Genomic DNA, 24097 nt, shown 5'->3' on the forward strand with positions numbered 1-24097 from the left:
TTTCGGGTTGGCAGATACTATAGTACTCGGACTTTTTAATTGCCCTTATACTCCCACTCGCGCCAGCCACCCAATACCGGAAAATACAACCCCAACCGAATTGGCCGATCATCAAGATGGGACATCAACGCTGCATACCGCTCTAACTGGCCTCTGTAACGCAGTTGTTCGTTATCCAGAAATCCTTCCAGATTACCCCCTTCATGGGCACTGGTTTTGTAATCAATTATCCATCGGACACCTTGATCATCAACAAATGAACGATCGATTATAATATTCACCAACTCGTCGCGATAAATCCCGGTCAACGCATATTCCGCCTGCGATTCATGATGGCGGCTATCCAGCACCCATCTACCACGCTGGTCGTCCAAAGTAAGGCTCAGGGCATGTACAGTTTTATCCACGGCGACGTGTAGTTCATTACGAGGCACACCAAGATTTAAAAGCGTATTAGTAAAGGAAGCGCGCAGATTTTCCACACGAGCAAGGTCCCATGCCTGCGCTCCTTCCTGCACAATTATTTGCAGCCATTTATGGACTACTATCCCGATAAATTTTGCAGTTTCGCTGGCCCATTCAAACTCAACCTCGTCCTGATCTATCAAGGGTTCTTCGTCCCTCTGTTCACTTTCAACCCATTGCACAGCAAGGGGTGGCGGAGTTAACACCCAGCCGGCTTTCAGCCGCTGAATGGTGCTTGAAAAAACCATGGGAGGTTGCCCAGCTTCATTTTCTGCTTCTTCCGCAAGTTTTGCCGCCTGATCAGAAGCTGCACTGGTATACAAAGGACCTACAACAGGCCATAACTGATTGAGTAAAGAATGAGAGGATACGCTGACTTCCACCTCACCCTTCTTAAGCTTTGCCGTAGCGCTGCCTAGTAGATGCAGATGATGCTTCGCCCGCGTACAGGCAACGTAAAGCAACCGACCATCTTCATTTTTGCCTCTGCGCTTATTCAGGAGCTGCAGATAAGTGTAAACCGAAGTATTTGAATCATTACTACCTGCTGCTTTGATAGGTGCAAGCAATAAGTCGCTTTGACCATGTTCAGTCGGGTGCTCTGCCCAAATCAGTAATTGCGATTCCGATGTCCGGGGTGTTCTGCCCAATCCTGGCAGAATCACAGTTTCAAATTCCAATCCTTTGGATTTGTGAATGGTCATAATCTGCACCGTATCGTCTGCCTGAACATCAGGCAAAGCGAACAGTTTGGCTACCCGGTCTGCCAACCCTGAAAAGTCCGCGAGGTTACCCCCGGTATTGAATTTTTCCAAAACATCAAAAAAAACATTGGCATCTTCCAGGGCGGTTTCATCATTCACGGCAGCAGGGCCACCCAAAGCAAGCCACACGCCTTCAATCCAGCGACGTAATGGCAACCGCTGGCGCTGCGAAATTGCATCAAACAAAACACTACGAACTCTGCTCAGTCGATGCTGTCCGTTTTGTGACATACGATTAAAAATCGCTTCCTGCTGCATGAGATCCCATAGCGTACTGCGATGATCGTCACCCGCAAGCACATGCAAATCTGCCAGGGTTAAACCGCACCAGGGAGCGCGTAGTACAGCAAGCCATGCCAATCTGTCTGCCGGGTGTGATAGTGCGCGTGTGAGTGAAAGCAAATCCTGAATAATGGGTAAAGTCCCCAGCTGTTCGATTTCAATCGCGCGAAAGCGCAATCCAGCTTCTTTCAGCGCAGGAATAATCTCTACCAAATGGCTCCTGTTACGAACCAATATGGCCACTTTAGCTACAGAATCAGTAATTTTAGCGGCTTTTACCAACTCAACCACTTTTATCGCTTCTCTCACGTGGTCTTTAGTAAAAAAGGGGTGCATCATGACAGCAGGTAGACCCAGATCATGCTTATGGGCAACCGACTCTGAATAAGAAACGGCCCCACTGGCAATATCTTCGCGCTGAGGAAATACTGCCGCGAAGGTACTGTTCACCCATTCTACAATCCCTTGTTGGGAACGAAAATTCACACTCAAGGTAACAGGCTTCAGGTAAATAGTTCCGATACCTTCATGGCGTGCGCGCAAATACAAGCCCACTTCTGCTTCGCGAAAACGATAGATGGATTGCATGGGATCTCCCACTACAAACATAGTACGGCCATCGCCTTCTTCCCATCCCGCAGTCAATTTGCTGAGCAAGGCATATTGACTGAGCGAAGTATCCTGAAACTCATCCACCAGCAGATGCCTAATTCTGTAATCAAGTGCCAGTGCAAGATCAGTTGGGTTATCTTCTTCCCCTAATGCCCTGATCGCTGCCTGCGATACCTCTGTAAAATCCACCTGGCCTTGTGCCAGAAACGCCAGCCTCAGTTGTGCTACTGCAAGCGGCAACATTTCAAACAGTGCTTCCATCACTTGCCATTGAGATTCTTCATACTTGACGGGTGGCAAAGTGCGTAATCCATCGAGTTGATCCTGAAGGAACTCAGACTCCGCCATCCGAGCTATAAGCACATCCAGCCTGTCTTTCATTAATTGACGGCGCGCTTTTTCGGTTTTATCTGTTACCTTGCTGGGCGGTAACATGCCAATGGAGGCATCCAGTCGCTTGCGCCAGCCACCTTCATTGGTCAATACCAATTGAACGACCCCTCGCCAGGCAGGCAGATCATCCGGGGTAGTACCGGGCAATTCAATGCAATCCAGACTGTGCAAGATTTCAGATGAAGAAGAGGCTTCCGCTTCATTCAAGTTCCCAGCTGCATAACGCAGAATTTCCACGAGTTCACTGCCCACTTCATCAGAAATTGCTGCCTGCAATCTCTCTAGCGCCTCACATACTACTGTCTCCAAAGCGGTTTCAAGACTTTCGCGCTGTATGCGTTCATCCGAGTGAACGGCAATATGCCGCAACCACTGGTCACGCCTTGCCAACATGGCAGCCAGTAGTCCTTCTACCGTTTGTAGATTATTATCCAGATATGCTAACAGCCGCCGCACCGATTCCGACCAACTATTCCCCGACTCAAGCAAAGCCAGGGTACCGCGCGCAGCTTCTATATAAAGCGCAGAAGGATCTTCAGTGACACCCGGTTGCGCACCAAAATTAGAAAGCACTGGCATTTGACGAGTGAGCGAAGAACAAAGCGAATCGATAGTCTGCATTCTGAGACGTAAAGGGTTGTCTTGAATGTGCCAATCCTTTTTCTCATCTCTTTGCAGCACTGCCTTTGCCAGCAACCACGTTCTTCGTTCGTGTTCATTTTCCGGTTCTGGATCAATGCGCGCCTTGACCAGAGCAGACAACACCCGCTCACGCATTTCCCCTGCCGCTTTGCGCGTAAAGGTAATCGCCAGCACTTCTTCCGGTACTTCCACACTGCCAAGCAAGGTCAAGAATCGTTGAATCAAAAGACCTGTTTTACCTGACCCTGCAGGAGCCTGCACGATAAATGATTGCGTTGAATCTAACGCAATTTCACGCGCCAGTTTGTCCGCTTGCAAGATGTCAGAAGGGTTCATGGTGGTTTTGATTCTTTTTCAAAAATAAAGTAGTAGCAATTGCAGTTATTTGAATTTGTCTATCTAAATACCAGCAAAAAATTTCAGTCAGGTTCTGTAAGTGATTCATCATTATCAAGCAGGCTGGCTTTGCCTGATTCATTGACACGACAAAGCGGGCCGAGATCACAATAGGCGCAGGTTTTAGGATAATGTTTTGGATCAACGACAGCTTTTCCTGATCTGAAATCCTCTCCCAACTGATTTAAGACCCTTTGCCAGGATGCAACCATCTGCTCCCATGTTCCAAACTCCTTTCCAGCTTCTGTATCGGCAAATGAAGCAATACCGGGTACCGCACCTTCGCTTGCAGAAAGTCCTTTAAAACCCATATCACCCAGCTTGATTTGTGCAAAATACACTGATCTGACGTTTTGTCCGGAAGCTGTGCAATAAAGTGGAAGTTGTGGTTCTTCCGGCCTGTCACTAAACCAGTGCTTCACATTGGGTACATTGGTTTTATAATCAATAATCGCCTGAGTGCCATCGGCCAGCGTATCCATCCGATCTATTTTCGCATTGACACTGATCCCACCTATCGTCACGGCTTGTTGGCGTTCAGATGCCAGCACCACAAAGGGGGAGCGCTGTTTTTCAATCGCCAGCCATTGCAGCAGCAAATTCACCAAACGCCGGCACTCCAGTTCAGCAAAGCGTTTTGTAAAGGTGTTGGGGCGATTTCTTGCCAACTCTTCTGTCGCTTTGTTGGCGGCCACTCGCACCACCTCATCAATTTGGCTATCCGTTGCGTCACATAGTTGTGCGTGGCTTTTTAGCTCATCCCAAGTCAGTTCAAGGGATCTGTGTAATAGTGTTCCGCGTTCAGCAGGTGATAAGCCAATACGCCCTTCCTCCAACGTTTCCGCACCTAGCCGGTATTCACCAAAAGCACGAAACGGGCAGGCAGCCTGCTGTTTGAACAAACCTGTTCCCCCACGCGTAAGCCCTTTATCCTGCAACGCAGGGCCCTGGCTATCTTCCAGCATTTCCAGATCATTAGTTGTGTGGATTAAACGGGCATAGTTTGAAGTGAAAACAGCTACTAATGCTGCGCCTTCCACTTCCGGTAAATCCTGAATCAACGGCGAGGGACGTAAAGCGCGGTCCCCATCCCGTTCGGGGTAGCTGAAAATCACATAAGGAGCAGATGATCGCAAGCGCGAAGTAATCTGTTGAGAAAATCTCAATTCACGGGAAGCTGATGAATGCGGCAATCCCAAATTACGCTGCAAATTGATCGGCAAGAATGGATTGGGGTGAGCTGCTGCCGGCCACACTTCATCATGCACGCCCATTACCCACAAATGATCAAACAACATATTGGCGGCTTCCAGCGTTCCCAGAATTTGCACAGGGACAGCATCTGTTTCTGGTTGAAACATCGCTTCTGACGTCATACGCCTCAGATAGCCAAGCGCATCAAGAAAACCTATGTCTGTGAGTACTAAATCCAGAGAGGAATATTCATTCAGCAAATCGCGCCATGCGCCAGCTGCCTGATATTCCTCACTACTCAAGGCACGCTCACCTGGCCATCCCATATCATTCAATATTTGCTTAAACAGACTTCCCCACTTACCAGGCGGCTGCTTCAAGTACTGAATTTGGGAAGAAATGGGGAGCATCTTATCAATGCTCTCTGCAAAAATCGGCGTAGTGTAGGGCCGCACTACCCCCTCTTTGTCCACTGATTTTGAGAGTGACCACAAAGTAGGCAAGGAAATTTCAAGCTCACCAATGCTGCGTAGTTTGGCATCCAGCAAGCAGCGCTTTGCCATTTCAGATTCTGCACCAGCTATAAAAGCTGTACGCAGCAAAATCCCCATCTTTTCTAAAGAGAGCTTTCCCTCTAACAACTCAAGTACAAGTAATGCACCATGAATAATGGGGAAATCTATCAAACCATTCCCCATAGACATATTATATGGCCGTTTAATCTTGTCAGCCGGTTTGGGCAAGACAAGCTGAGGCTGTAAAATATCATCAAAACGATGGGTAATAGCTTCCTGGAGAGCGCTTAAATCCGGCACAACAATACCAATTGTTTCCCCGGTATTTTTTTCCAGTAAGTCACGAACCCAAACTGCTGCTGCTGAAATTTCTGCTGCTGCATCTGTAAATCGGGTTCTTACCGCTTCTTTATTATTTGCTTCTGGTTCCAATTCCGTACATTGGCACCCCAATACTTGCAAAGTAGCAAGTAATTGACGCTGTTGCGGCGTCAATTCATCAAATCCTGCCAAAACAAGACGACCAGGCAATGCAATTTTCCCTGCCTTATACCCGTCTTCAACCAAGTCAGGGAGGCGCGCATGATCCAGCCAACCCTGCTTGACACATACCTCTTTGAATTTTTTTGCCCAGCCAGAAAAAACTTGCACATCTGCGCTTGACAGTGCCTGATCCACCGGCAATTTCAAATGCCATGCCTGCATCAACTGCCAGGCGGCAGCCGCATTTTTTGCCGTAGCAGGCACCTGCAACAGACGACTTTCCGCATTGGAATACTCAGCTACAATATTTTCCCATAAAGATTTTTCCTGAATTGCATTCAGCAACACCCCCGTTTGAAATCCAGCACCCATGGATCTCTGGTTGGCCATTACTTCCCAACTGCGTTCTATCCAGGATGACCACGGCAATATATCCGGGCTGTGCCATGCCATTCGGCCACGAGATTGTTGAACCGTATCAAACTGCGACTTGAGAAAACGCGCCAACCGACGATTAGCGGTCAAAATAGTGGCGCCGGATTCGATGGCTTCAATAATATCAGCGTGCATTTAATCCAAGTCTGAGTGCATTCGATTTAATATGGAACATGGTTAGCTTATTTTGCACCCCGAATATCATCCAGACTCACGGTTCGGTATTGTTTTGGCAATGTAAAAAGCTGACTATCCATGTTGATCATATGGTAACCCACCATGCGACGCGTATTGCCGCTGTGATAAGTAGCCTCAAGAGGTAATCCATATTTCAGTTCCCGTCCAAACTCAAATACGGTCTGCGCGAGATCACAATCGTTCTGTAACTCAGGTGGCGTCGCCATGAAAGTTTGAGCTTGAACCTGCGCCAGAGTCTCGTTATAGCGACGCAATGCACTTACTGCATCCGGCAGGAACCCTTCAACAGCCGTAATTTGCATGCACATCGTATCATTCACGAAAATATTTACCTTTTTAGCGCCTTTACCTTGCTTTGGCAAATCAGTTACTTCCTCGCGGACGACCCATTTTGCGGGCTTTTGCATTGTGACCACACCTGCATCGATTTTGAGAATTTCCTGACGATCGTGTGTCACATTGAAAATGCGCTTTTCCTGACGATCCAGCAATAAAAAATCGCTCTTGTTATTCCCATCATCAATCCGCATGAATTGATCTGTAATCAGAATACGCATCGGTACAGCTGGCGTTCCTTTTTCCTGATCCAGATAGTTCAACTCCAGCATTTGCGAAGCCCATGCCGGCATTGCCAGCATCCATAAAATCAGAATCTTTTTAAGCATTTAACCCCCGTGCCAAATCAGCTTGAATATCGCCAATCGCTTCCAGACCTACTGCAACACGCAGCAAACCATCACCAATCCCCGATGCAGCTCTTGCTTCTGCCGTTACCCTGCTGTGCGTGGTTGTAGCTGGATGCGTAATCGTCGTTTTGGTATCCCCCAGATTTGCGGTAATGGAAAGCATTCTGGTGTGATCTACAACTCGCCACGCAGCATCCTTACCTCCCTTTACATCAAAGGAAAGTATCCCTCCCCCGCTCTTCTGCTGTTTCATTGCCAGATCATGTTGAGGATGTGATGCCAAACCTGGATAATAAACACGATCCACCTGCGGATGTTGCTCCAGCCATTGCGCTAAAGCCAAAGCGTTTTGTGAATGTGCATCCATTCTGATTTTAAGCGTTTCCAGTCCCTTTAATATTACCCAGGCGTTAAATGCACTCAGGGTGGGACCAGCTGTACGCAAAAATCCGTATACACCTTCCATTAATTCCTTCTTACCCAGCACAGCCCCACCCAGCACGCGACCCTGTCCATCCAGATATTTGGTTGCGGAATGAATCACGATGTCAGCACCCAGATCCAACGGACGTTGCAACATGGGCGTGCAGAAACAATTGTCCACAGCCAGCCATGCACCCGCCTGTTTTGCTACGCTGCTTAATGCACCGATATCGCATACTTCGGTCAATGGGTTGGATGGTGTCTCAACAAACAACAACTTAGTGTTTGGCTGAACAGCCGCTTGCCATGCGCTCACATCAGTCAATGAAACAAAAGTCGTCTCAATACCAAAGCGCTTCAAAATATTGCCAAAGAGCTGCACGGTTGTACCAAAAATGCTGCGCGAGGCAATGATATGATCACCAGCGGACAAAAGCCCCATGACGCAAGACAATATGGCGGACATCCCGCTGGAAGTAGCCACGCAAAACTCGGCGCCCTCAAGGGCGGCTAAGCGTTCCTGAAATACGGTCACTGTCGGATTGGTAAATCGCGCATAAATATTCCCTGGCTCCTGACCAGAAAAGCGGGCTGCTGCCTGCGCTGCATTCTCAAAGACAAAACTTGAAGTGAGGTACATTGCCTCAGAATGCTCATTGAATTGACTGCGGTGGATGCCGGCTCGCACGGCCAGCGTTTCTAGTTCGAAATCATCAGACATATTATTCACCTCCAAATAAAAAAACCCGTCCAGCTTGCGCGGAACGGGTTATTCCTCGTTTAGCTGGATTTATAAAGCGCCCGCAAGCTGAAATCAAATCGGCGCATGAATATAAAGTTACGCTTCCCGCATAACGATGTCAATTATTTTTCAGGATTCCGCCGAGCTGAGATTAAGATCAAGCTGTCGTGTGGACACAGATGCTTTATCGTCGTCATTACCGTCATTCCGGTTTGATTCAATCATCGCAAGATATTCTGGCGTAACATCACCCGTAATATAGTCGCCGTTAAAGCAGGACGATTCAAAATGTGTAATGAGCGGATTGGCCTTTGTGACGGCCGCTATCAATGCATCAAGGTCCTGATAGAACACCGCATCGGCTCCGATTTCCAGTGCGATCTGATCATCCGTACGGCCAGTTGCCAGCAGTTCCTGACGCGTTGGCATATCGATACCATAAACGTTCGGAAAACGCACTGGCGGTGCGGCAGAAGCCAGATAAACTTTACGCGCACCCGCTTCACGTGCCATTTGGACGATCTGCTTGCTGGTAGTACCTCGAACAATAGAATCATCCACCAACAACACATTTTTATCTTTAAATTCAATCCCGATCGGATTTAACTTTTGACGCACAGACTTTTTACGCATCGCCTGGCCTGGCATAATAAATGTACGGCCAATGTAGCGATTCTTTATAAAGCCTTCACGATAAGTTACCCCTAATCGGTTCGCCAATTGCAAGGCACTTGGGCGACTGGTATCCGGAATGGGAATCACCACATCGATATCTTCAGGACTCAGGGTTAAACGAATTTTTTCAGCAAGACTTTCCCCCATGTATAAACGGGTTTCATACACAGAAATACCATCAATCACTGAATCGGGTCTGGCCAGATACACATATTCGAAAATACAAGGATAATACTTTGGATTCATCGCACATTGCTGGCTATAAAATTCACCAGTCTGCTCTACCAATATTGCCTCGCCTGGCGCAACATCTCTCATCAGCTGGAATCCCAACGTATCCATAGCGACACTTTCTGAAGCAACCATATATTCAGTGCCACTCTCAGTCTCAGTCTTGCCAATCACCATTGGGCGAATACCATAAGGATCACGAAAAGCCACCAAGCCATATCCCGCAATCATTGCCACCACAGCGTAAGCACCACGGCAACGGCGATGCACCCCAGCTACTGCAGAAAATACGGCGGCAGCGTTAAGCTTGTGGTTGTTTGAGCTTTCTTGCAATTCATGGGCCAAAACATTTAACAGCACTTCAGAATCAGAGTTAGTGTTAACGTGTCTTAAATCCTGCTGAAAAAGTTCTTCTTTCAACTGTTCAGAATTTGTCAGGTTGCCATTGTGTGCAAGGACAATGCCAAAGGGCGAGTTTACATAGAAAGGTTGTGCCTCAGCAGAGGAAGACGCGCTGCCAGCAGTCGGATAGCGAACATGAGCAATGCCCATGTTACCCTTTAACGAGCGCATATTACGAGTTCTAAACACATCCCGCACCATGCCATTCGCCTTGTGCATATGAAACGTATTACCCTCAGCAGTGACAATGCCAGCGGCGTCCTGACCGCGATGCTGTAGCACCTGCAACCCATCATAAAGCACCTGATTAACGGGGGACTTTGCAACGACGCCTATAATTCCACACATACCCGATTTACTCGAAAAATAAAAATTTTGAAACTGCTCACATATCGTATTTGATTCGCCTGGACAAATCATCCGGCAACCAAGGTTTGATACTGACAGCTAACGCTTCCAGAGGTGCACTAAACATCGCATTTTGCCAGAATCTCTGACGTGGAATAGCAGTAAGGCCAGCCAACAATACCAGCACAAGAACAATCAACAGCCCTCTTGCCAACCCAAAAAAAGCACCTAACCCTCTATCCATCATGCTCAACCCGATCGTTTTAACCAATTCAGACAGGGTAATAGTCAACAGGCTCATCAGTAGCAGCGTCACCAAAAACAAAATCACAAAAGCCGCTAAAAAACGGAGGGATTCATCAGGTATGGCATTTGGCAGTATAGGCTCAAATTGCACTGAATAAATGTTCGCAATCCAGAAAGCTACAAACCAGGACAAAAGCGCTAAAACTTCTCGTACCATGCCTCGCATGAGGCTCAGCAAAATAGAAAAGCCGGTTATCAGCAATACTGCGTAATCGAATGCCGTCATATCAACATCAGGTTAATAGATAAACTCACTCTTTCATTTCAGCAATAATACCATCCTGAATGCCTGCGGCTTTCAGTTTTTCCTGTAATTTTTCTGCATCCTGGCGAGTAGCAAACGGACCTGCTCGCACCCGCAACTTTGCTCCGGTCGGTGTTTTAAGCGTTTCAGTGTAAAACTTTACGCCTATCGAAGAGAGTTTGGATTGTCTTTGCTTGGCATTGTCCAGATTTGAAAAGGCACCCAACTGAACAACAAAACCTGATGATGCCTTTGTGCTTGACTCGGCCTTGTGCACAGGCTCAGATTTATGCACTGGTTCAGCCTTGTGCACCGGCTCTGGTTTATGAACCACTTCAGCTTTCGGCGACTTAGCTTCAGCTTTTTGAACAGGTTTTGGGGTAGGCTTAGCTTCTACTGCTTTTACTGGTGGGGCTAGATGTTTTGAAGGTGCAACGGGTTCAGGTTCAGCAACAGGCGCTTGTACCTCTACGCTGGGGGGAGGCGCTTCAAGAGCAGGTTTATCTTGAGTAGGTACGGTATTGGACGAGAAATCTGTTCCATCTCGGGAAGGAATATGAATAGCAATATCCTGACTGACAGGCTTGGGTTCATTATCCAATACCATTGGCAGGAAAATAACGACTATCAGGACCAATGCAATGGCCCCAACTAAACGACGTCTTGCGCGTTTTTTCAGTTGAATTTCTTCATCAGTGATAGATTGAGCCATGTACTTTACATCCCTAGTGGCCAATTATATTGACCAAATATTGTTAGTTTCAATGCCACATCAGCATGTTAAGTTAAATGCAATTCCCGAAGCGCGTCCGCTACCGTATGAAATGAACCGAAAATGATAATTCTATCATTTTCGGAAGCAAGGATACAGGCTCGACGATATGCAATGCCAACGGATTCATATTCCTCGGCCACCACATCGCCAATTTCCTTTCTTATAACCTGCAGCAAATGCTGAGCAGTTGCACCGCGCATTTCCTTAATATCTGCCAATAACCAAGTGTTAACCTGCGCCTTTACTTCATTTATTACACCTACAATGTCCTTATCACCCAGCATGGCAAATACTGCTATCGTTTTGCCTGTACATGGCATGTTTTGCAAATTAACCGCAAGCGCCTTTGCTGCATGTGGGTTATGAGCCACATCCAGTACAACAACCGGTCTGCCGGGCCGGACTTGAAAACGACCTGATAAACGCGTATCCAGCAAACCGTTACGTATATTATTAACCGTTACCGGCAATTGCGACTTTAACTCATCAAGTGCAGTTAAACAGGCAGATGCATTAGCCAACTGAAACTTTCCACGCAATACCGGATAAGGGAGTGCGTGACGACTACCGCGAGGACCATCAAACCGCCATTGCGTATCTAACTGAGTAAAACCAAAATCACGACCAATTTGATAGAGCCTGGCACCAATGGTTCCAATAAATTTCTCAACAACTACCGGTAAATCCGGTTCAGCGCAGATAACCGGCTTTCCGGCACGAACAATCCCCGCTTTTTCCAGGCCAATAGCTTCGCGCGTGTCCCCAAGATAATCCATATGATCCATATCGATGCTGGAAATAATGGCACAATCTGAATCAAACACATTCACAGCGTCCAAACGACCACCAAGACCAACTTCGAGAATAGCAACGTCCACTTCCTGCTGAACGAAATGTCTGACTGCTGCAAGCGTCCCAAATTCAAAATACGTAAGAGAAATTTTGTTTCTGGCTTGTTCAACCGCAGCAAACGCATTACACAACTCTGCGTCAGAAGCATCCTCACGCCCCACCCTTACTCTTTCGTTGTAGCGCAACAAATGGGGGGATGTATAACATCCAACGCGAAAACCAGCATCACTCAGAATAGCTTCCAGCATGGCACAGGTGGACCCTTTACCATTGGTCCCACTAACTGTAATTATTGGGAAACCGGGTTCAAGCTGCATCTCCCGTTTAACTTTTTCTACACGTTCAAGACCAAGTTCAATGGTTTTCGGATGCAGTTGCTCAAGATAGGACAACCAATCGGGAAGGGTCTCGAATTCGAGCTTCACAGGTCGATGATAATCAAAAAATTAGGCAACTCTTGGTACTTTCATCATCATGGTGAGCAAATTAGCCAATTTGGCACGCATTTCGCGGCGATCCACAATCATATCAATTGCACCATGCTCTAACAAAAACTCTGCTCGCTGAAAACCGTCAGGTAGCGTTTCACGCACGGTCTGTTCTATTACACGAGGACCAGCAAAGCCGATTAAAGCACGAGGTTCCGCAATGATCACATCGCCAAGCATGGCGAAACTGGCAGAAACACCCCCCATGGTCGGATCGGTTAATACTGAAATGAAAGGTAACTTTTCCTGTGCCAGTTGCGTCAATGCCGCACTGGTTTTTGCCATCTGCATCAAGGAGTACAGACCTTCCTGCATGCGGGCACCTCCACTTGCAGAGAAGCAGACAAAGGGGAGTTTATGTTCTACACATACTTGGACAGCACGTACAAAACGCTCCCCAACAACAGAACCCATTGAGCCACCCATGAATTTAAACTCAAATGCAGCAGCTACCAGGGGCACATTTTCAACACTGCCCTGCATAACTATGAGGGCATCTGATTCTTCCGTATCCTTTTGCGCTGCAGTTAAACGGTCCGAATAACGCTTGCTGTCTTTGAATTTAAGCACATCAACTGGTAATACTTCTGCACCAATTTCATAACGACCTTCTGGATCAAGCAACATATCCAGCCTGTTACGACCTGTTAAACGGTTATGGTGGTCACACTTGGGACAAACTTCCAGATTTTTTTCCAGATCAGCACGATACAACACAGATTCACAGGTTGGACATTTATTCCATAAACCTTCAGGAACTACCTTTTTGGCACCACTGATCTTGCGCTTGATTTTTGGGGGTAATAATTTTTGAAACCAGCTCATAATCTATTCCTTAATCCATGACATTAATTTCATGGGTTACTATTTTTCATCCATTGCAGTGCGGATATCCCTGAGCAAAGTGGAAACATTTTCCAGCAGCTTTTCTTTAGGGGACGCTTCAATTTCCTGAATAATACGACTGCCAATAACCACGGCATCAGCAAAAGCTGCAATTGCCTTTGCGGTTGCTGCATCACGAATACCAAAACCTACACCCACTGGCAGACCCGAAGCGGCTTGAATTTCAGGAATTTTTTTGCCTACAGCATCCAGATCCAGATTTGCCGAACCGGTAACACCCTTGAGCGAAACATAATATAAAAAGCCGCGAGCCATTTTAGCGACCAGTTCAAAACGCGCTTCCGGTGTCGTAGGGGACAACAGGAAAATCGGATCAAGGCCGTATTGATGGAGCAATGTGACAAATTCAGCACTTTCTTCGGGTGGGTAATCAACTGTCAGCACACCATCAACGCCAGCCAATGCAGCCTGTTTTGCAAACTCGGCTTGTCCCATTCTTTCAATAGGATTTGCGTATCCCATCAGCACAACTGGCGTGGTCATATTGGTTTTGCGAAACTCAACCACAAAATCCAAAACATCTTTTAATCCTGTACCAAATTTCAGTGCGCGTTCACTGGAGCGCTGAATGGTAGGACCATCTGCCATAGGATCAGAAAAAGGTACGCCAAGTTCCAATATATCAGCACCAGATGCCACCATGGCGTGCATCAAAGGCACCGTTATTGAAGGCTCTGGATCACCTGATGTAATAAAAGGGATCAGTGCTTTACGCCCTTGCGCTTTTAACTGCTTAAAAGTTGTTTCGATACGAGACATGATTTTCCTAAAACTGGAGGCCAGACAACTCAGCCACTGTTGCCATATCTTTATCTCCCCGACCAGAGAGATTAACCAGCAAAATCTGATCTTTTTTCATGGTCGGTGCTATTTTGGCTGCATGGGCCAGGGCATGGCTGGACTCAAGTGCCGGTATAATACCTTCAAAATGGCACAGATCGTGGAATGCCTGAAGTGCTTCATTATCTGTGACAGTAACATACTCAGCACGACCGCTGTCTTTCAGATACGAATGTTCCGGGCCGACACCTGGATAATCCAGGCCGGCAGAAATAGAATGTGTTTCAATAATCTGGCCATTATCATCCTGCATAAGATAAGTACGATTTCCATGCAGAACGCCTGGTGTACCTGCAGATAACGGTGCAGCATGCTTACCACTGTTTAAACCTAACCCACCGGCTTCCACACCGATCAACCGCACATCAGCCTCTTCAATGTATGGGTAAAACAGCCCTATCGCATTAGACCCACCACCCACACAGGCAATTAACGCATCTGGCTGACGCCCGGCAATTTCGACCATCTGAAGCTTGGCTTCCTGACCGATCACTGCTTGAAAATCTCGCACCATCATAGGATAAGGATGAGGACCTGCAGCTGTGCCAATAATATAAAAGGTGTTTTCAACATTCGTTACCCAATCTCGCATTGCCTCGTTCAGTGCATCTTTCAATGTTTTAGAACCGCTTTCAACAGGCACAACTGTAGCCCCTAGCAGTTTCATGCGATAAACGTTACTGGCCTGACGCTTGATGTCTTCAGAGCCCATATACACGACACATTCCAAGCCATACCGCGCCGCCACGGTTGCACTCGCAACACCATGCTGGCCAGCGCCGGTTTCTGCTATCACGCGCGGTTTGCCCATTCGGCGTGCCAAAAGCGCTTGCCCGACGGTATTATTGATCTTATGTGCGCCAGTGTGGTTCAAATCCTCACGCTTGAGATAAATCTGTGCGCCACTCAATTCATCAGACCAGCGTTTTGCGTGATAAATTGGGCTCGGACGCCCTACATAATGCTTTAGTTCGCGCGCAAACTCTGCTTGAAATTCAGCATCTTTGGCATAAAACTCATATTGCAATCTGAGTTCATCCAATGCCTTAATTAAGGTTTCAGCAACAAAAATACCACCATAGGGACCAAAATGGCCCTTTTCATCCGGTTTATCATACATCTGCATCACGCACTCCTTTCATAAACGCAGCCATTTGAGCTGCGTCCTTAATCCCTTTTGAGGCTTCTACCCCGCTGCTTACATCTACCGCCCAGGGTCTGACATGCTGTATTGCAGCCATCACATTTGCTGCGTTCAACCCACCTGAAAGCACAACGGGTAAGGATAATTGATCTGGAATCAAGCTCCAGTCAAAGCTTTTCCCTGTCCCACCGTGGGTGCCTTCTACAAATGCATCCAGCAACAAACCCTTTGCGTTCGAATAAGCCAGGGCGTATTGTACCAAATCTATACCCGGTTTGACTCGGACTGCTTTCAGATAAGGCAAGCCAAACTGTTCACAGAATTCAGGCGATTCTTCTCCGTGAAATTGCAACAAATCCAGTCTGACATGGCCCATAATATCCAGAACGTCCTCAGACGTTGGATTCACGAAAAGACCTACATTGGTAATAAATGGAGGTAAATTTCGAAGAATGGTATCAGCTTGATCAGAAGTCACAAAACGAGGACTTTTAGGATAAAACACCAGACCAATTGCATCCGCACCAACTTCAGATGCAAATAGCCCATCCTGAACGCGCGTGATGCCACAAATTTTAACACGGGTTTGCATAATTCTATCCGGCTATGGGACGTTTTACAGTACGTTGCATATGCGCATCAGAAAGCATCATATTTTCTTCAATCAATTCCGAAGAAATACAGCGTTACTGAAAACACTAAAAAAGCGATTATGCCAGTAACAGGTGAGAGTTGGCGAATTCTGGCAATTGAAATTTAGGGTCATAGGCTATTTTTGCAAGATACAGACCATCAGGAGCGAATGTAGGCGCAGCTTTTTTACGGTCGGTAGATTCAAGAAGCACTTTCATCCAGGAAGGCACTTGTTTACCATTTCCCACATAAATCAAACTACCCACTATATTACGCACCATATGATGCAAAAAGGCATTTGCACAAAGATCAAAAATAAAATAGTTGCCATGCTGAGTAATCTCAAGCTTGCGCAAATTTTTAACCGGGGATTTAGCCTGACATTCAGCTGCACGGAAAGCACTGAAATTATGCTCACCTATCAACATGTTTGCCGCTTCCTGCATTTTCACAATATCCAGTGGTGCATGGTACCAACCTACCTTCCCCTGAAGAATTGCGGGCCGCACAGGCTGATTAAGTAATATATAACGGTAACATCGATCCATCGCACTGAAACGCGCGTGAAACTCATCAGGCACCAATTGCATCCATTGTATGGAAACGGATTTAGGTAACAAAGCATTTACACCACGAACCCAGGCCGTGTCAGCGCGCGCAACATCAGTCTCAAAGTGAACAACCTGGGCAAATGCATGCACACCTGTATCTGTTCGACCGGCCGTTATCACCCGTATCGGGTGGCAAGCAATTTGTGTCAGCGCCTGTTCGAGTATGTCTTGTACGCCACACCCTGAAGGCTGACTTTGCCAACCACAGAAATGGCTCCCGTCATATTCCATTCCAAGTGCAATTCTCACAGTCTCAACAAACCCAAAACCAGCGCCATAACACTTACCATTGCCACTAAATCAATTAAATTAAATCGGTCAACCGTCAGAATCAGCTCTTCGTTTTTAATCTGGGTTCTTTCCGACATTTCAAAAACTTCGCGCCACGACTTCCTGCTTCCCTTCTGTATGGGCAGATCGGCATATTGCAATGTTAACCATATGCGAACTGCAATCTTGTCAACATTGACACCTAAATATTTAAGCGGAGTCATCAGTATATACAGCCCACTTAACAAGTCATTTCGGGGGGTAGTACGAAACAATAGCGCGAGGCCTGCAAGCAATACAAGTAATCTCCACGCTTGCACATAACCTAATTGCAAACCTTCTAAGCTCGGGCTAAAAATCCCTGCCGCTGGATAAATTAATTCACCGGGTGTGGCATATCCATAAATCAATAGTAGTGAAATAAGTAGATAGCGAGTTCGACGAATCAGGCGAGAAAATTCATTTGCTTTGAAATAAACCAGGAGCACCAGCAAGATGAAACTCAAAATCAGTAAAGACGAGGGTTGCATCCATTGAGTAAAAATTGCCAGAATCAACCACATAGCAATCTTGGTTGCAGCATGGAGTGACATTTGAAGCGCTTTAACATTCAATGCTGGCTACCCGAATGGGTAGCCAGCAAAAAAATCAACCTAATTCAGCAAGCAGGGATTTTGCATCGTCTTGTTGTTGCTGGTCTCCTTCGCTCACAACTTCCTGCAGAATTTCACGGGCGCCCTCAGCATCACCCATTTCTACATAAGCTTTTGCCAGATCCAGTTTGGTAGAAACTTCCTGCCAATGATCGCCGCTTTCAACCTTGCTTTCCACATTTGGCGCAGCGATTGTAGGAGACTCATCCATATCCAGGGTAATTCCGGAAAGATCCAGTCCCAATGATTCTGATTGCTGCACTTGTGTAGATTCAGCAGGTTCTGGAGATTCCTCATCTAAATTAAAGTCGAAGTCCAAATCCGAATCATCGCTGGGCGCTTCAAGAGAGATAGCTTCTTCTTCAGACACAGGAGCCAGACCAATATCAGACTCCGAAGGCAATTCAAGGTCCAGATTACTTCCTAATTCAAATGCATCTTCGTTTGAATTAAGCTCAGCTTCTTGTTCTTCCTGAGCTGCAGCTTGTTTCTTTTCCAAGGCTTGAGGAATGATAGTATCCATATCAAAATCCAAACCAAAATCCTCAAGAACGGGTGCATCAGCTTGTGGCTGCTCTTCTACATCAAGAGGAGATTCTTCTAATGCATCAGCAATACCAGTTTCAGCCTCAACATCGGAACCTGGCAATTCCATATCAAAATTCAGGATTCCTTCATCTTCATTCTCACTTTCCGATTCAAATAACGGTGCTTCTTCAGGTTCAACCACCATATTTGTGTCAGCATCAAGAGAGAAATCGAGGTCTGGCGTTGTGTCATCTACCATATCACTCATTTCAGCAACCGCACCTGCTGTACCAGCCACCGCAGCCGCAACCATTCCTGCTTTCACGAGGCCGGAATCTTCTTTGGAGGACTCACCGTGCGCTTCAGAAGAAGCAAAACCAGCTGCATAAAGCGGATTTTTAGGATCCAGTTCCCGACCCATTTCTGCTGCCTTTTCCCACACTGCTCCAGGCTTGCCACTTTGAGCTGCATACAGTTCGCTAGCCAATGTTTCATATGCCTGAGCATTCTTGCGTGAGGCATAAATCTCCAGCAATTTAAGTTGAATTTCATGCCTGTTTGGATCTTTAGACATCGCTTCATTCAAAATTTCTTCAGCTTGCGCATCACGGCCGTAAGCCATATAAACTTCTGCTTCAGCTATGGGGTCAACATCGTTGGTATCAATCGTACCCAAACCTGCCTGACTGAAATCAGTGAGGAAGGAAGTATCACCCGTATCAATCACGCCACCACCGGTATTACCCAAAACGGTATTAGGTTTCAAATCACCACCAGTCATAATACTGTCTTCAAAACTGGTCAATTTCTTTTTACGTCTGCTACCTGCCACAAACAGACCTGCCAGGCCTGCAAGCAACACAGCACCTGCACCACCTGCCAGATACAGCGGATTATCAATTATCTCGTCATACCATGATGCAGCAGGTTTTACTGGTTCTGCTGGCTTGGCTTGCTCTACAGGTGTAATTTTTTCTGGTTCAGGTTTTTTCTCAGGCTCTAATTTTGTTGCTTCAACTGGCTTAGCCTCTACAGCTGGTTTTTCTGCAACAACGGGGGCAGGTTCCGCTGCTGGTTTAGCTTCTACTACAGGCGCAGGTTTCACTTCTTCAGCTGGCTTTGTAACTGGCGGCACTGCTGCTGGACGTTCTTTAGTTGCAGCAGCCTGCTTTTGTAAATCAGCAAGATTTTGGCTCTTAACATCCAAAAGCTTTTGCATTTCCTTGATATTTTTTTCCAATTCTGAAATACGTGAACTGGATTCTTTAATTGTTTTTTCTTTCGCTGTTGCTTCTTCTTCCAGCGAATGAATTCTATCTTGCAAACCTTTCTCATTCTTACCTGCAGCAGCACCCTTGCCTGCTACCACTTCACCCTTGGAAAGTTTCAGTACGTCTTTGCTTGGCTCAGGCTTAGCGGCTGCTTTATCTTCCGCAGAAGCAATTTTCCCTGTTACTGTCTGGGTCGGTGCCTTTTCTTTCTCGACTTCAGAACCCGCTACAACAGCGGCAAGTTTCTGCCTGTAAGAATTCCAGTCCGCAGAATGTACTTTTACTTCTTTTGCTGCTTCTGACTTATCGATTGCGGCCAATTTTTCAGCTTCTGGTACGCGCAATATCTGACCCGTTTTCAGGCGGTTCATATTACCTGCAAAAGCTTGTTTATTGTTTTGATACAGACCGACAAGCATCTGATCCAGATTAACGCCTTCTGATTTCAGATTTCCGGCGATCTTGCTTAAGGTATCGCCTTTCTTTACAGCATAATTTTCCGCTTCTTGTGGTGATGCAGTCTGGGAAACACCGGAATCTTCTGTTTTTGCCGCTTTTTGTTTAGGGAATGTTCTCTCAGCGGGAGTCATTTTGGAAGACTTAGCGGCGTTAACCGGCTTAGTTGCAGGTGCAGCACCTTCTGACATATCCGATTTTGGCTTAGCAATTGGCGCTTCCGTGGATATTGCCTTTACCAGGGGGACGGCTACTGGTGATACTGACTGACCTTCACCAAAACCTGGTGGATCTAATAACACGCTGTATTCGCGCAGCAAACGACCCGATGACCAGTTCAACTCAATTAACATATCCAGGAAGGGATCATTTACCGGCGCAGTTGAGGTTATTCTGAGATAAACCTGCCCACCTGGTTTTCTTTCAACACTGAATTTAAGGCTGGAAAGAACTGAAGCCCGTTCAAGTTTAGCGTCGCGGTATGCTTCTTGCGACGCTAATTTGGCGACGAATGAAGCTACATCTTCTTTTTGATCAGCCATTACGACGGCTTCTGCCCGTAATGGCTGACCAAGCGCTGAAGTTACTGTTAATTTTCCTAACCCAGCCGCATTCGCTGACAAAGGTAATAGTAACAATCCCGCTGCTATCAGACTTTTTCTAATGATATATTTTTGCACGTCGCCACCCTCTATTAATCTTTGGCATGGATTTGTAAAAAATCCTGTCTCACTCTTTCATAAATTATGTGCGCATTTCGAGCCAAGTTATAACTTAACATCATGAAGTTAGAGATGCAAGCTAATCTTTGACCTCACATTGCCATTTACATTAAATATTTTTTAATCAGAATTTCAGCAATCTGTACACTATTAAGCGCCGCCCCTTTACGCACATTGTCTGAAACCACCCATAAATCAAGGCCCATAGGATGTGAGATATCCTCGCGAATGCGTCCTACAAACACGGGATCATTATCAGCGGCTTCGGTAAATGGCGTTGGATAACCACCAGGCACACGCTCGTCATACACAGCTACACCAGGTGCATTTTCCAGCAAAGTGGTAGCGGCTTCAGCAGAAATTTTCTTACATGTTTCAATATGCACGGCTTCTGAATGCCCAAAAAATACGGGTACACGCACCGCTGTAGGATTAACCATCACTGTTTTATCTTCGAGAATTTTTTGGGTTTCCCACACCATTTTCATTTCTTCTCGGGTGTAGCCGTTTTCCATAAACACATCAATTTGTGGCAGTACATTGAATGCTATCTGTTTGGGATAAATATGGGGATCATGAGGATTCTGGTTAAAAATCCCCATTGTTTGCTGAGCCAATTCTTCAATCGCTTCTTTTCCTGTGCCTGAAACTGCCTGATAAGTGGCCACATTAATACGGGCAATACCCACAGCATCATAAATTGGCTTCAGTGCAACCAGCATTTGAATCGTCGAACAATTCGGGTTGGCAATAATACCGCGATTTTTATACTGCCCGATGGCGTGCGCATTAACTTCAGGAATAACCAATGGCACATCGTCTTCATAACGAAATTCAGAAGTGTTATCAATTACCACGCAACCTGCAGCCACTGCCTTGGGCGCATATTCTTTAGAAACGCTATCACCAGCCGAAAACAAGCCAATTTGTACTTTTGAAAAGTCAAACTCGGCAACATCCAGCACAGTTATCTCTTCATCACGAAAATGGATTGTTTCTCCAGCTGAGTGACTTGATGCCAATAGAAAAAGATTACGTACAGGGAAAGACCGGCTTTCCAGAATTTCGATTATCGCATTGCCGACTGTACCAGTCGCACCCAGAACGGCGACATCGTATTGTTTGGTCATTAATTAAAACCTATTGAATAAGTGAGTGAGAATTTGCTGAGCAGCCCATTTGGGTTGTTCAGCAAGGGTACTGAAGTGATAACGACTAAAAACTGAAAAAGTTTAGAAATGGTTTAAGCTTCTATCAAAATACGCAACATGCGACGCAAGGGTTCTGCAGCACCCCACAAAAGTTGATCGCCTACAGTAAAGGCAGAAAGATACTGCGGCCCCATGGTCAATTTGCGCATTCGCCCAACAGGCACGTTAAGTGTACCGGTCACTGCGGCTGGCGTGAGTGCTTTCATTGTCAGCTCACGATCATTTGGTATTACCTTCACCCACTGGTTGTGACTGGCGATGATATCGTTGATTTCATCCAGGGGAATATCTTTGGTCATTTTGATGGTTAATGCCTGGCTATGGCAACGCATTGCACCAATACGCACACACAAACCATCAATCGCAATCGGATTGGCGCTACTACCAAGAATCTTATTTGCTTCAACCTGTGCTTTCCATTCTTCTTTGCTCTGACCTGACTCAAGCTGAACATCAATCCATGGAATCAACGACCCGGCCAATGGAACAGGCCAGGCTTCGACAGGATAGCGATCGGAGTTGATAAAGTCAGCTACTTTTTTGTCGATTTCAAGAATAGCCGAAGCGGGATCATCAAGCAGCGATTTTACTTCACCGTTGATTGCGCCCATTTGCTGTATCAATTCACGCATATTACGTGCACCAGCGCCAGAAGCCGCCTGATATGTCATAGGGCTGATCCACTCAACCAGTCCCTTATCAAACAAACCACCTATCGCCATCAACATGAGACTAACCGTGCAATTACCACCAACATAGGTTTTTACATTACTAGCAAGCCCTTTCTTGATCACATCTTTATTCACTGGATCAAGAATGATGATCGCCTCTTCTTTCATGCGTAGTGTTGAAGCAGCATCAATCCAGTAGCCTTTCCAGCCAGAATTTCTCAGTTGGGGGTAAATCTCACTGGTGTAATCTCCACCCTGACAAGAAATGATGGCGTCCATTGCCTTGAGTTCTACGATATTTTTGGCATCTTTGAGTGGAGGAACATCCTTTCCAATATTGGGACCTTTTCCGCCAGGATTGGAGGTTGTGAAAAAAACCGGATCAATCAGGTCGAAATCTTTCTCCTGCTGCATGCGCTGCATGAGTACCGAACCAACCATACCACGCCATCCAATCAGACCTACTCGCATCATAAATTCCCTAAATCAAAAAATTCTTTCATCACAGAAAAGGCTGAGCGTTATACCTTTTCATTGAAATGGTCACAACTATCACAATGCTGCGACTACCGCCTCACCCATTTCAACGGTACCTACCTTTCTTGTCCCTTCCACGTAGATGTCCGCAGTACGATAGCCTTGTGAAATAGCGCTTTTTACCGCAGCTTCAATACGCAAGGCACTTTCTTCCTGGTTAAAGGTGTAGCGCAACATCATGGCAACCGACAAAATAGTTGCTAATGGATTAGCAATATTTTTGCCAGCAATATCGGGTGCAGAACCATGTATCGGTTCGTACATACCCTTATTATTTTCGTTCAGTGAGGCAGACGGCAACATACCGATGGAACCTGTCAGCATAGAGGCTTCATCAGATAAAATATCACCAAATATATTACCCGTTAAAATCACATCAAATTGCTTGGGGTTACGCACAAGCTGCATGGCTGCGTTATCTACGTACATATGAGACAATTCAACTTCCGGATATTGCTTAGCCACCTCCAGCACCACTTCCCGCCAGAGTTCGCTTGTTTCCAGCACATTTGCCTTTTCAACCGAACACATTTTTTTCCCGCGCTTCATCGCTATCTGGAAACCTGTATGTGCTACGCGTCGCACTTCAGACTCACTATAGAGCATGGTGTTAAAGCCTTCACGCTCACCATTGGCATTCACCCGAATCCCGCGAGGCTGACCAAAATACAGATCACCAGTTAACTCACGCACTATCATGATGTCCAGGCCGGCTACAATTTCCGGTTTGAGAGAAGAGGCATCAGCCAGCTCTTCATACAAAATAGCGGGGCGTAAATTCGCAAATAAATTCAATTCTTTGCGAATACGTAACAGTCCTTGTTCAGGGCGCATCGGACGAGGCAACTTGTCATACTGGTAACCCCCTACAGCTCCCAATAGAACCGCATCGGCAGCATTTGCCAACTTGAGCGTCGCTTCTGGCAAAGGATCGCCGGCTGCATCATAGCCTGCACCTCCGATAGGGGCTTCTTCCATTTCAAATTTCAAGCCATCGCTTTGTATTGCCTTTAAAACCTTAACCGCTTGAGCGGTCACTTCCGGACCAATACCATCACCTGGCAAAACCGCAATTTTCATATTTTTTCCTAAT

General features: G+C 46.3%; 18 protein-coding genes. All 18 read right to left on the minus strand.

Features of this window, described 5'->3' with window-relative positions:
- Nucleotides 1–35: 35 nt before the first annotated feature.
- The 18 genes from EDC63_RS02175 to leuB all read right to left on the minus strand — a co-directional run bounded on the left by EDC63_RS02175 (nt 36) and on the right by leuB (nt 24084).
- Nucleotides 36–3494, minus strand: a complete 3459-nt coding sequence (locus EDC63_RS02175) for a UvrD-helicase domain-containing protein (RefSeq protein ID WP_124947601.1) — start codon at nt 3492–3494, stop codon at nt 36–38.
- An 83-nt stretch (nt 3495–3577) separates the two neighbouring features.
- On the minus strand, nt 3578–6316 hold the full coding sequence (locus tag EDC63_RS02180; protein WP_124947600.1) for a PD-(D/E)XK nuclease family protein: 2739 nt from the start codon (nt 6314–6316) through the stop codon (nt 3578–3580).
- A gap of 47 nt (nt 6317–6363) precedes the next feature.
- A complete protein-coding gene (locus EDC63_RS02185; protein WP_124947599.1) occupies nt 6364–7044 on the minus strand; it encodes a hypothetical protein in 681 nt (226 codons plus the stop codon).
- Nucleotides 7037–8209, minus strand: coding sequence for an O-succinylhomoserine sulfhydrylase (locus EDC63_RS02190; protein WP_124947598.1), 1173 nt, complete (start codon nt 8207–8209; stop codon nt 7037–7039). The genes EDC63_RS02185 and EDC63_RS02190 overlap by 8 nt, the downstream gene beginning before the upstream one ends.
- Nucleotides 8210–8359: 150 nt before the next feature.
- Nucleotides 8360–9886 (minus strand): amidophosphoribosyltransferase, encoded by a 1527-nt coding sequence (gene purF, locus EDC63_RS02195; protein ID WP_124947597.1) that lies wholly within the window; start codon nt 9884–9886, stop codon nt 8360–8362.
- A 37-nt stretch (nt 9887–9923) separates the two neighbouring features.
- On the minus strand, nt 9924–10418 hold the full coding sequence (locus EDC63_RS02200) for a CvpA family protein (protein ID WP_124947596.1): 495 nt from the start codon (nt 10416–10418) through the stop codon (nt 9924–9926).
- A gap of 25 nt (nt 10419–10443) precedes the next feature.
- Nucleotides 10444–11148 carry an SPOR domain-containing protein gene (locus EDC63_RS02205; protein ID WP_124947595.1) on the minus strand — a complete coding sequence of 235 codons (705 nt, stop codon included), beginning with the start codon at nt 11146–11148 and terminating at the stop codon, nt 10444–10446.
- A gap of 68 nt (nt 11149–11216) precedes the next feature.
- On the minus strand, nt 11217–12488 hold the full coding sequence (gene folC / locus EDC63_RS02210; RefSeq protein ID WP_124947594.1) for a bifunctional tetrahydrofolate synthase/dihydrofolate synthase: 1272 nt from the start codon (nt 12486–12488) through the stop codon (nt 11217–11219).
- Between the two features lie 21 nt (nt 12489–12509).
- The gene (accD, locus tag EDC63_RS02215) at nt 12510–13376 is read right to left on the minus strand and encodes an acetyl-CoA carboxylase, carboxyltransferase subunit beta (RefSeq protein ID WP_124947593.1); all 867 of its coding nucleotides are present in this window, start codon (nt 13374–13376) and stop codon (nt 12510–12512) included.
- A 39-nt stretch (nt 13377–13415) separates the two neighbouring features.
- A complete protein-coding gene (gene trpA / locus EDC63_RS02220) occupies nt 13416–14216 on the minus strand; it encodes a tryptophan synthase subunit alpha (RefSeq protein ID WP_124947592.1) in 801 nt (266 codons plus the stop codon).
- Between the two features lie 7 nt (nt 14217–14223).
- The gene (gene trpB, locus EDC63_RS02225) at nt 14224–15423 is read right to left on the minus strand and encodes a tryptophan synthase subunit beta (RefSeq protein WP_124947591.1); all 1200 of its coding nucleotides are present in this window, start codon (nt 15421–15423) and stop codon (nt 14224–14226) included.
- Nucleotides 15410–16033, minus strand: coding sequence for a phosphoribosylanthranilate isomerase (locus EDC63_RS02230; protein WP_124947590.1), 624 nt, complete (start codon nt 16031–16033; stop codon nt 15410–15412). Before EDC63_RS02230 ends, trpB begins: the two co-directional genes overlap by 14 nt.
- Nucleotides 16034–16151: 118 nt before the next feature.
- Nucleotides 16152–16934 carry a tRNA pseudouridine(38-40) synthase TruA gene (gene truA, locus EDC63_RS02235; RefSeq protein WP_124947589.1) on the minus strand — a complete coding sequence of 261 codons (783 nt, stop codon included), beginning with the start codon at nt 16932–16934 and terminating at the stop codon, nt 16152–16154.
- Complete coding sequence (locus EDC63_RS02240; RefSeq protein WP_124947588.1) at nt 16931–17548, minus strand: CbiQ family ECF transporter T component; 618 nt, start codon at nt 17546–17548, stop codon at nt 16931–16933. The genes truA and EDC63_RS02240 overlap by 4 nt, the downstream gene beginning before the upstream one ends.
- 55 nt (nt 17549–17603) lie before the next feature.
- On the minus strand, nt 17604–20543 hold the full coding sequence (locus EDC63_RS02245; protein WP_124947587.1) for a FimV/HubP family polar landmark protein: 2940 nt from the start codon (nt 20541–20543) through the stop codon (nt 17604–17606).
- Nucleotides 20544–20689: 146 nt separating this feature from the next.
- Nucleotides 20690–21715: an aspartate-semialdehyde dehydrogenase gene (locus tag EDC63_RS02250; protein WP_124947586.1), complete on the minus strand. Its 1026-nt coding sequence runs from the start codon at nt 21713–21715 to the stop codon at nt 20690–20692.
- 113 nt (nt 21716–21828) lie between these two features.
- Nucleotides 21829–22941: an aspartate-semialdehyde dehydrogenase gene (gene asd, locus EDC63_RS02255; protein ID WP_189836544.1), complete on the minus strand. Its 1113-nt coding sequence runs from the start codon at nt 22939–22941 to the stop codon at nt 21829–21831.
- A gap of 78 nt (nt 22942–23019) precedes the next feature.
- Nucleotides 23020–24084 (minus strand): 3-isopropylmalate dehydrogenase, encoded by a 1065-nt coding sequence (gene leuB, locus EDC63_RS02260; protein ID WP_124947585.1) that lies wholly within the window; start codon nt 24082–24084, stop codon nt 23020–23022.
- Nucleotides 24085–24097: the final 13 nt, after the last annotated feature.

This window comes from Sulfurirhabdus autotrophica (assembly GCF_004346685.1).
In the GTDB taxonomy this organism is placed as follows: Bacteria; Pseudomonadota; Gammaproteobacteria; order Burkholderiales; family SMCO01; genus Sulfurirhabdus; species Sulfurirhabdus autotrophica.

What these genes read in the sequence shown, in the direction of transcription:
- EDC63_RS02175 (WP_124947601.1), bottom strand. Translation starts at nt 3,494, where the DNA reads ATGAACCCTTCTGACATCTTGCAAGCGGACAAACTGGCGCGTGAAATT.
- EDC63_RS02180 (WP_124947600.1), bottom strand. Translation starts at nt 6,316, where the DNA reads ATGCACGCTGATATTATTGAAGCCATCGAATCCGGCGCCACTATTTTG.
- EDC63_RS02185 (WP_124947599.1), bottom strand. Translation starts at nt 7,044, where the DNA reads ATGCTTAAAAAGATTCTGATTTTATGGATGCTGGCAATGCCGGCATGG.
- EDC63_RS02190 (WP_124947598.1), bottom strand. Translation starts at nt 8,209, where the DNA reads ATGTCTGATGATTTCGAACTAGAAACGCTGGCCGTGCGAGCCGGCATC.
- purF (WP_124947597.1), bottom strand. Translation starts at nt 9,886, where the DNA reads ATGTGTGGAATTATAGGCGTCGTTGCAAAGTCCCCCGTTAATCAGGTG.
- EDC63_RS02200 (WP_124947596.1), bottom strand. Translation starts at nt 10,418, where the DNA reads ATGACGGCATTCGATTACGCAGTATTGCTGATAACCGGCTTTTCTATT.
- EDC63_RS02205 (WP_124947595.1), bottom strand. Translation starts at nt 11,148, where the DNA reads ATGGCTCAATCTATCACTGATGAAGAAATTCAACTGAAAAAACGCGCA.
- accD (WP_124947593.1), bottom strand. Translation starts at nt 13,376, where the DNA reads ATGAGCTGGTTTCAAAAATTATTACCCCCAAAAATCAAGCGCAAGATC.
- trpA (WP_124947592.1), bottom strand. Translation starts at nt 14,216, where the DNA reads ATGTCTCGTATCGAAACAACTTTTAAGCAGTTAAAAGCGCAAGGGCGT.
- trpB (WP_124947591.1), bottom strand. Translation starts at nt 15,423, where the DNA reads ATGCAGATGTATGATAAACCGGATGAAAAGGGCCATTTTGGTCCCTAT.
- EDC63_RS02230 (WP_124947590.1), bottom strand. Translation starts at nt 16,033, where the DNA reads ATGCAAACCCGTGTTAAAATTTGTGGCATCACGCGCGTTCAGGATGGG.
- EDC63_RS02240 (WP_124947588.1), bottom strand. Translation starts at nt 17,548, where the DNA reads ATGTCACTCCATGCTGCAACCAAGATTGCTATGTGGTTGATTCTGGCA.
- EDC63_RS02250 (WP_124947586.1), bottom strand. Translation starts at nt 21,715, where the DNA reads ATGACCAAACAATACGATGTCGCCGTTCTGGGTGCGACTGGTACAGTC.
- asd (WP_189836544.1), bottom strand. Translation starts at nt 22,941, where the DNA reads ATGATGCGAGTAGGTCTGATTGGATGGCGTGGTATGGTTGGTTCGGTA.
- leuB (WP_124947585.1), bottom strand. Translation starts at nt 24,084, where the DNA reads ATGAAAATTGCGGTTTTGCCAGGTGATGGTATTGGTCCGGAAGTGACC.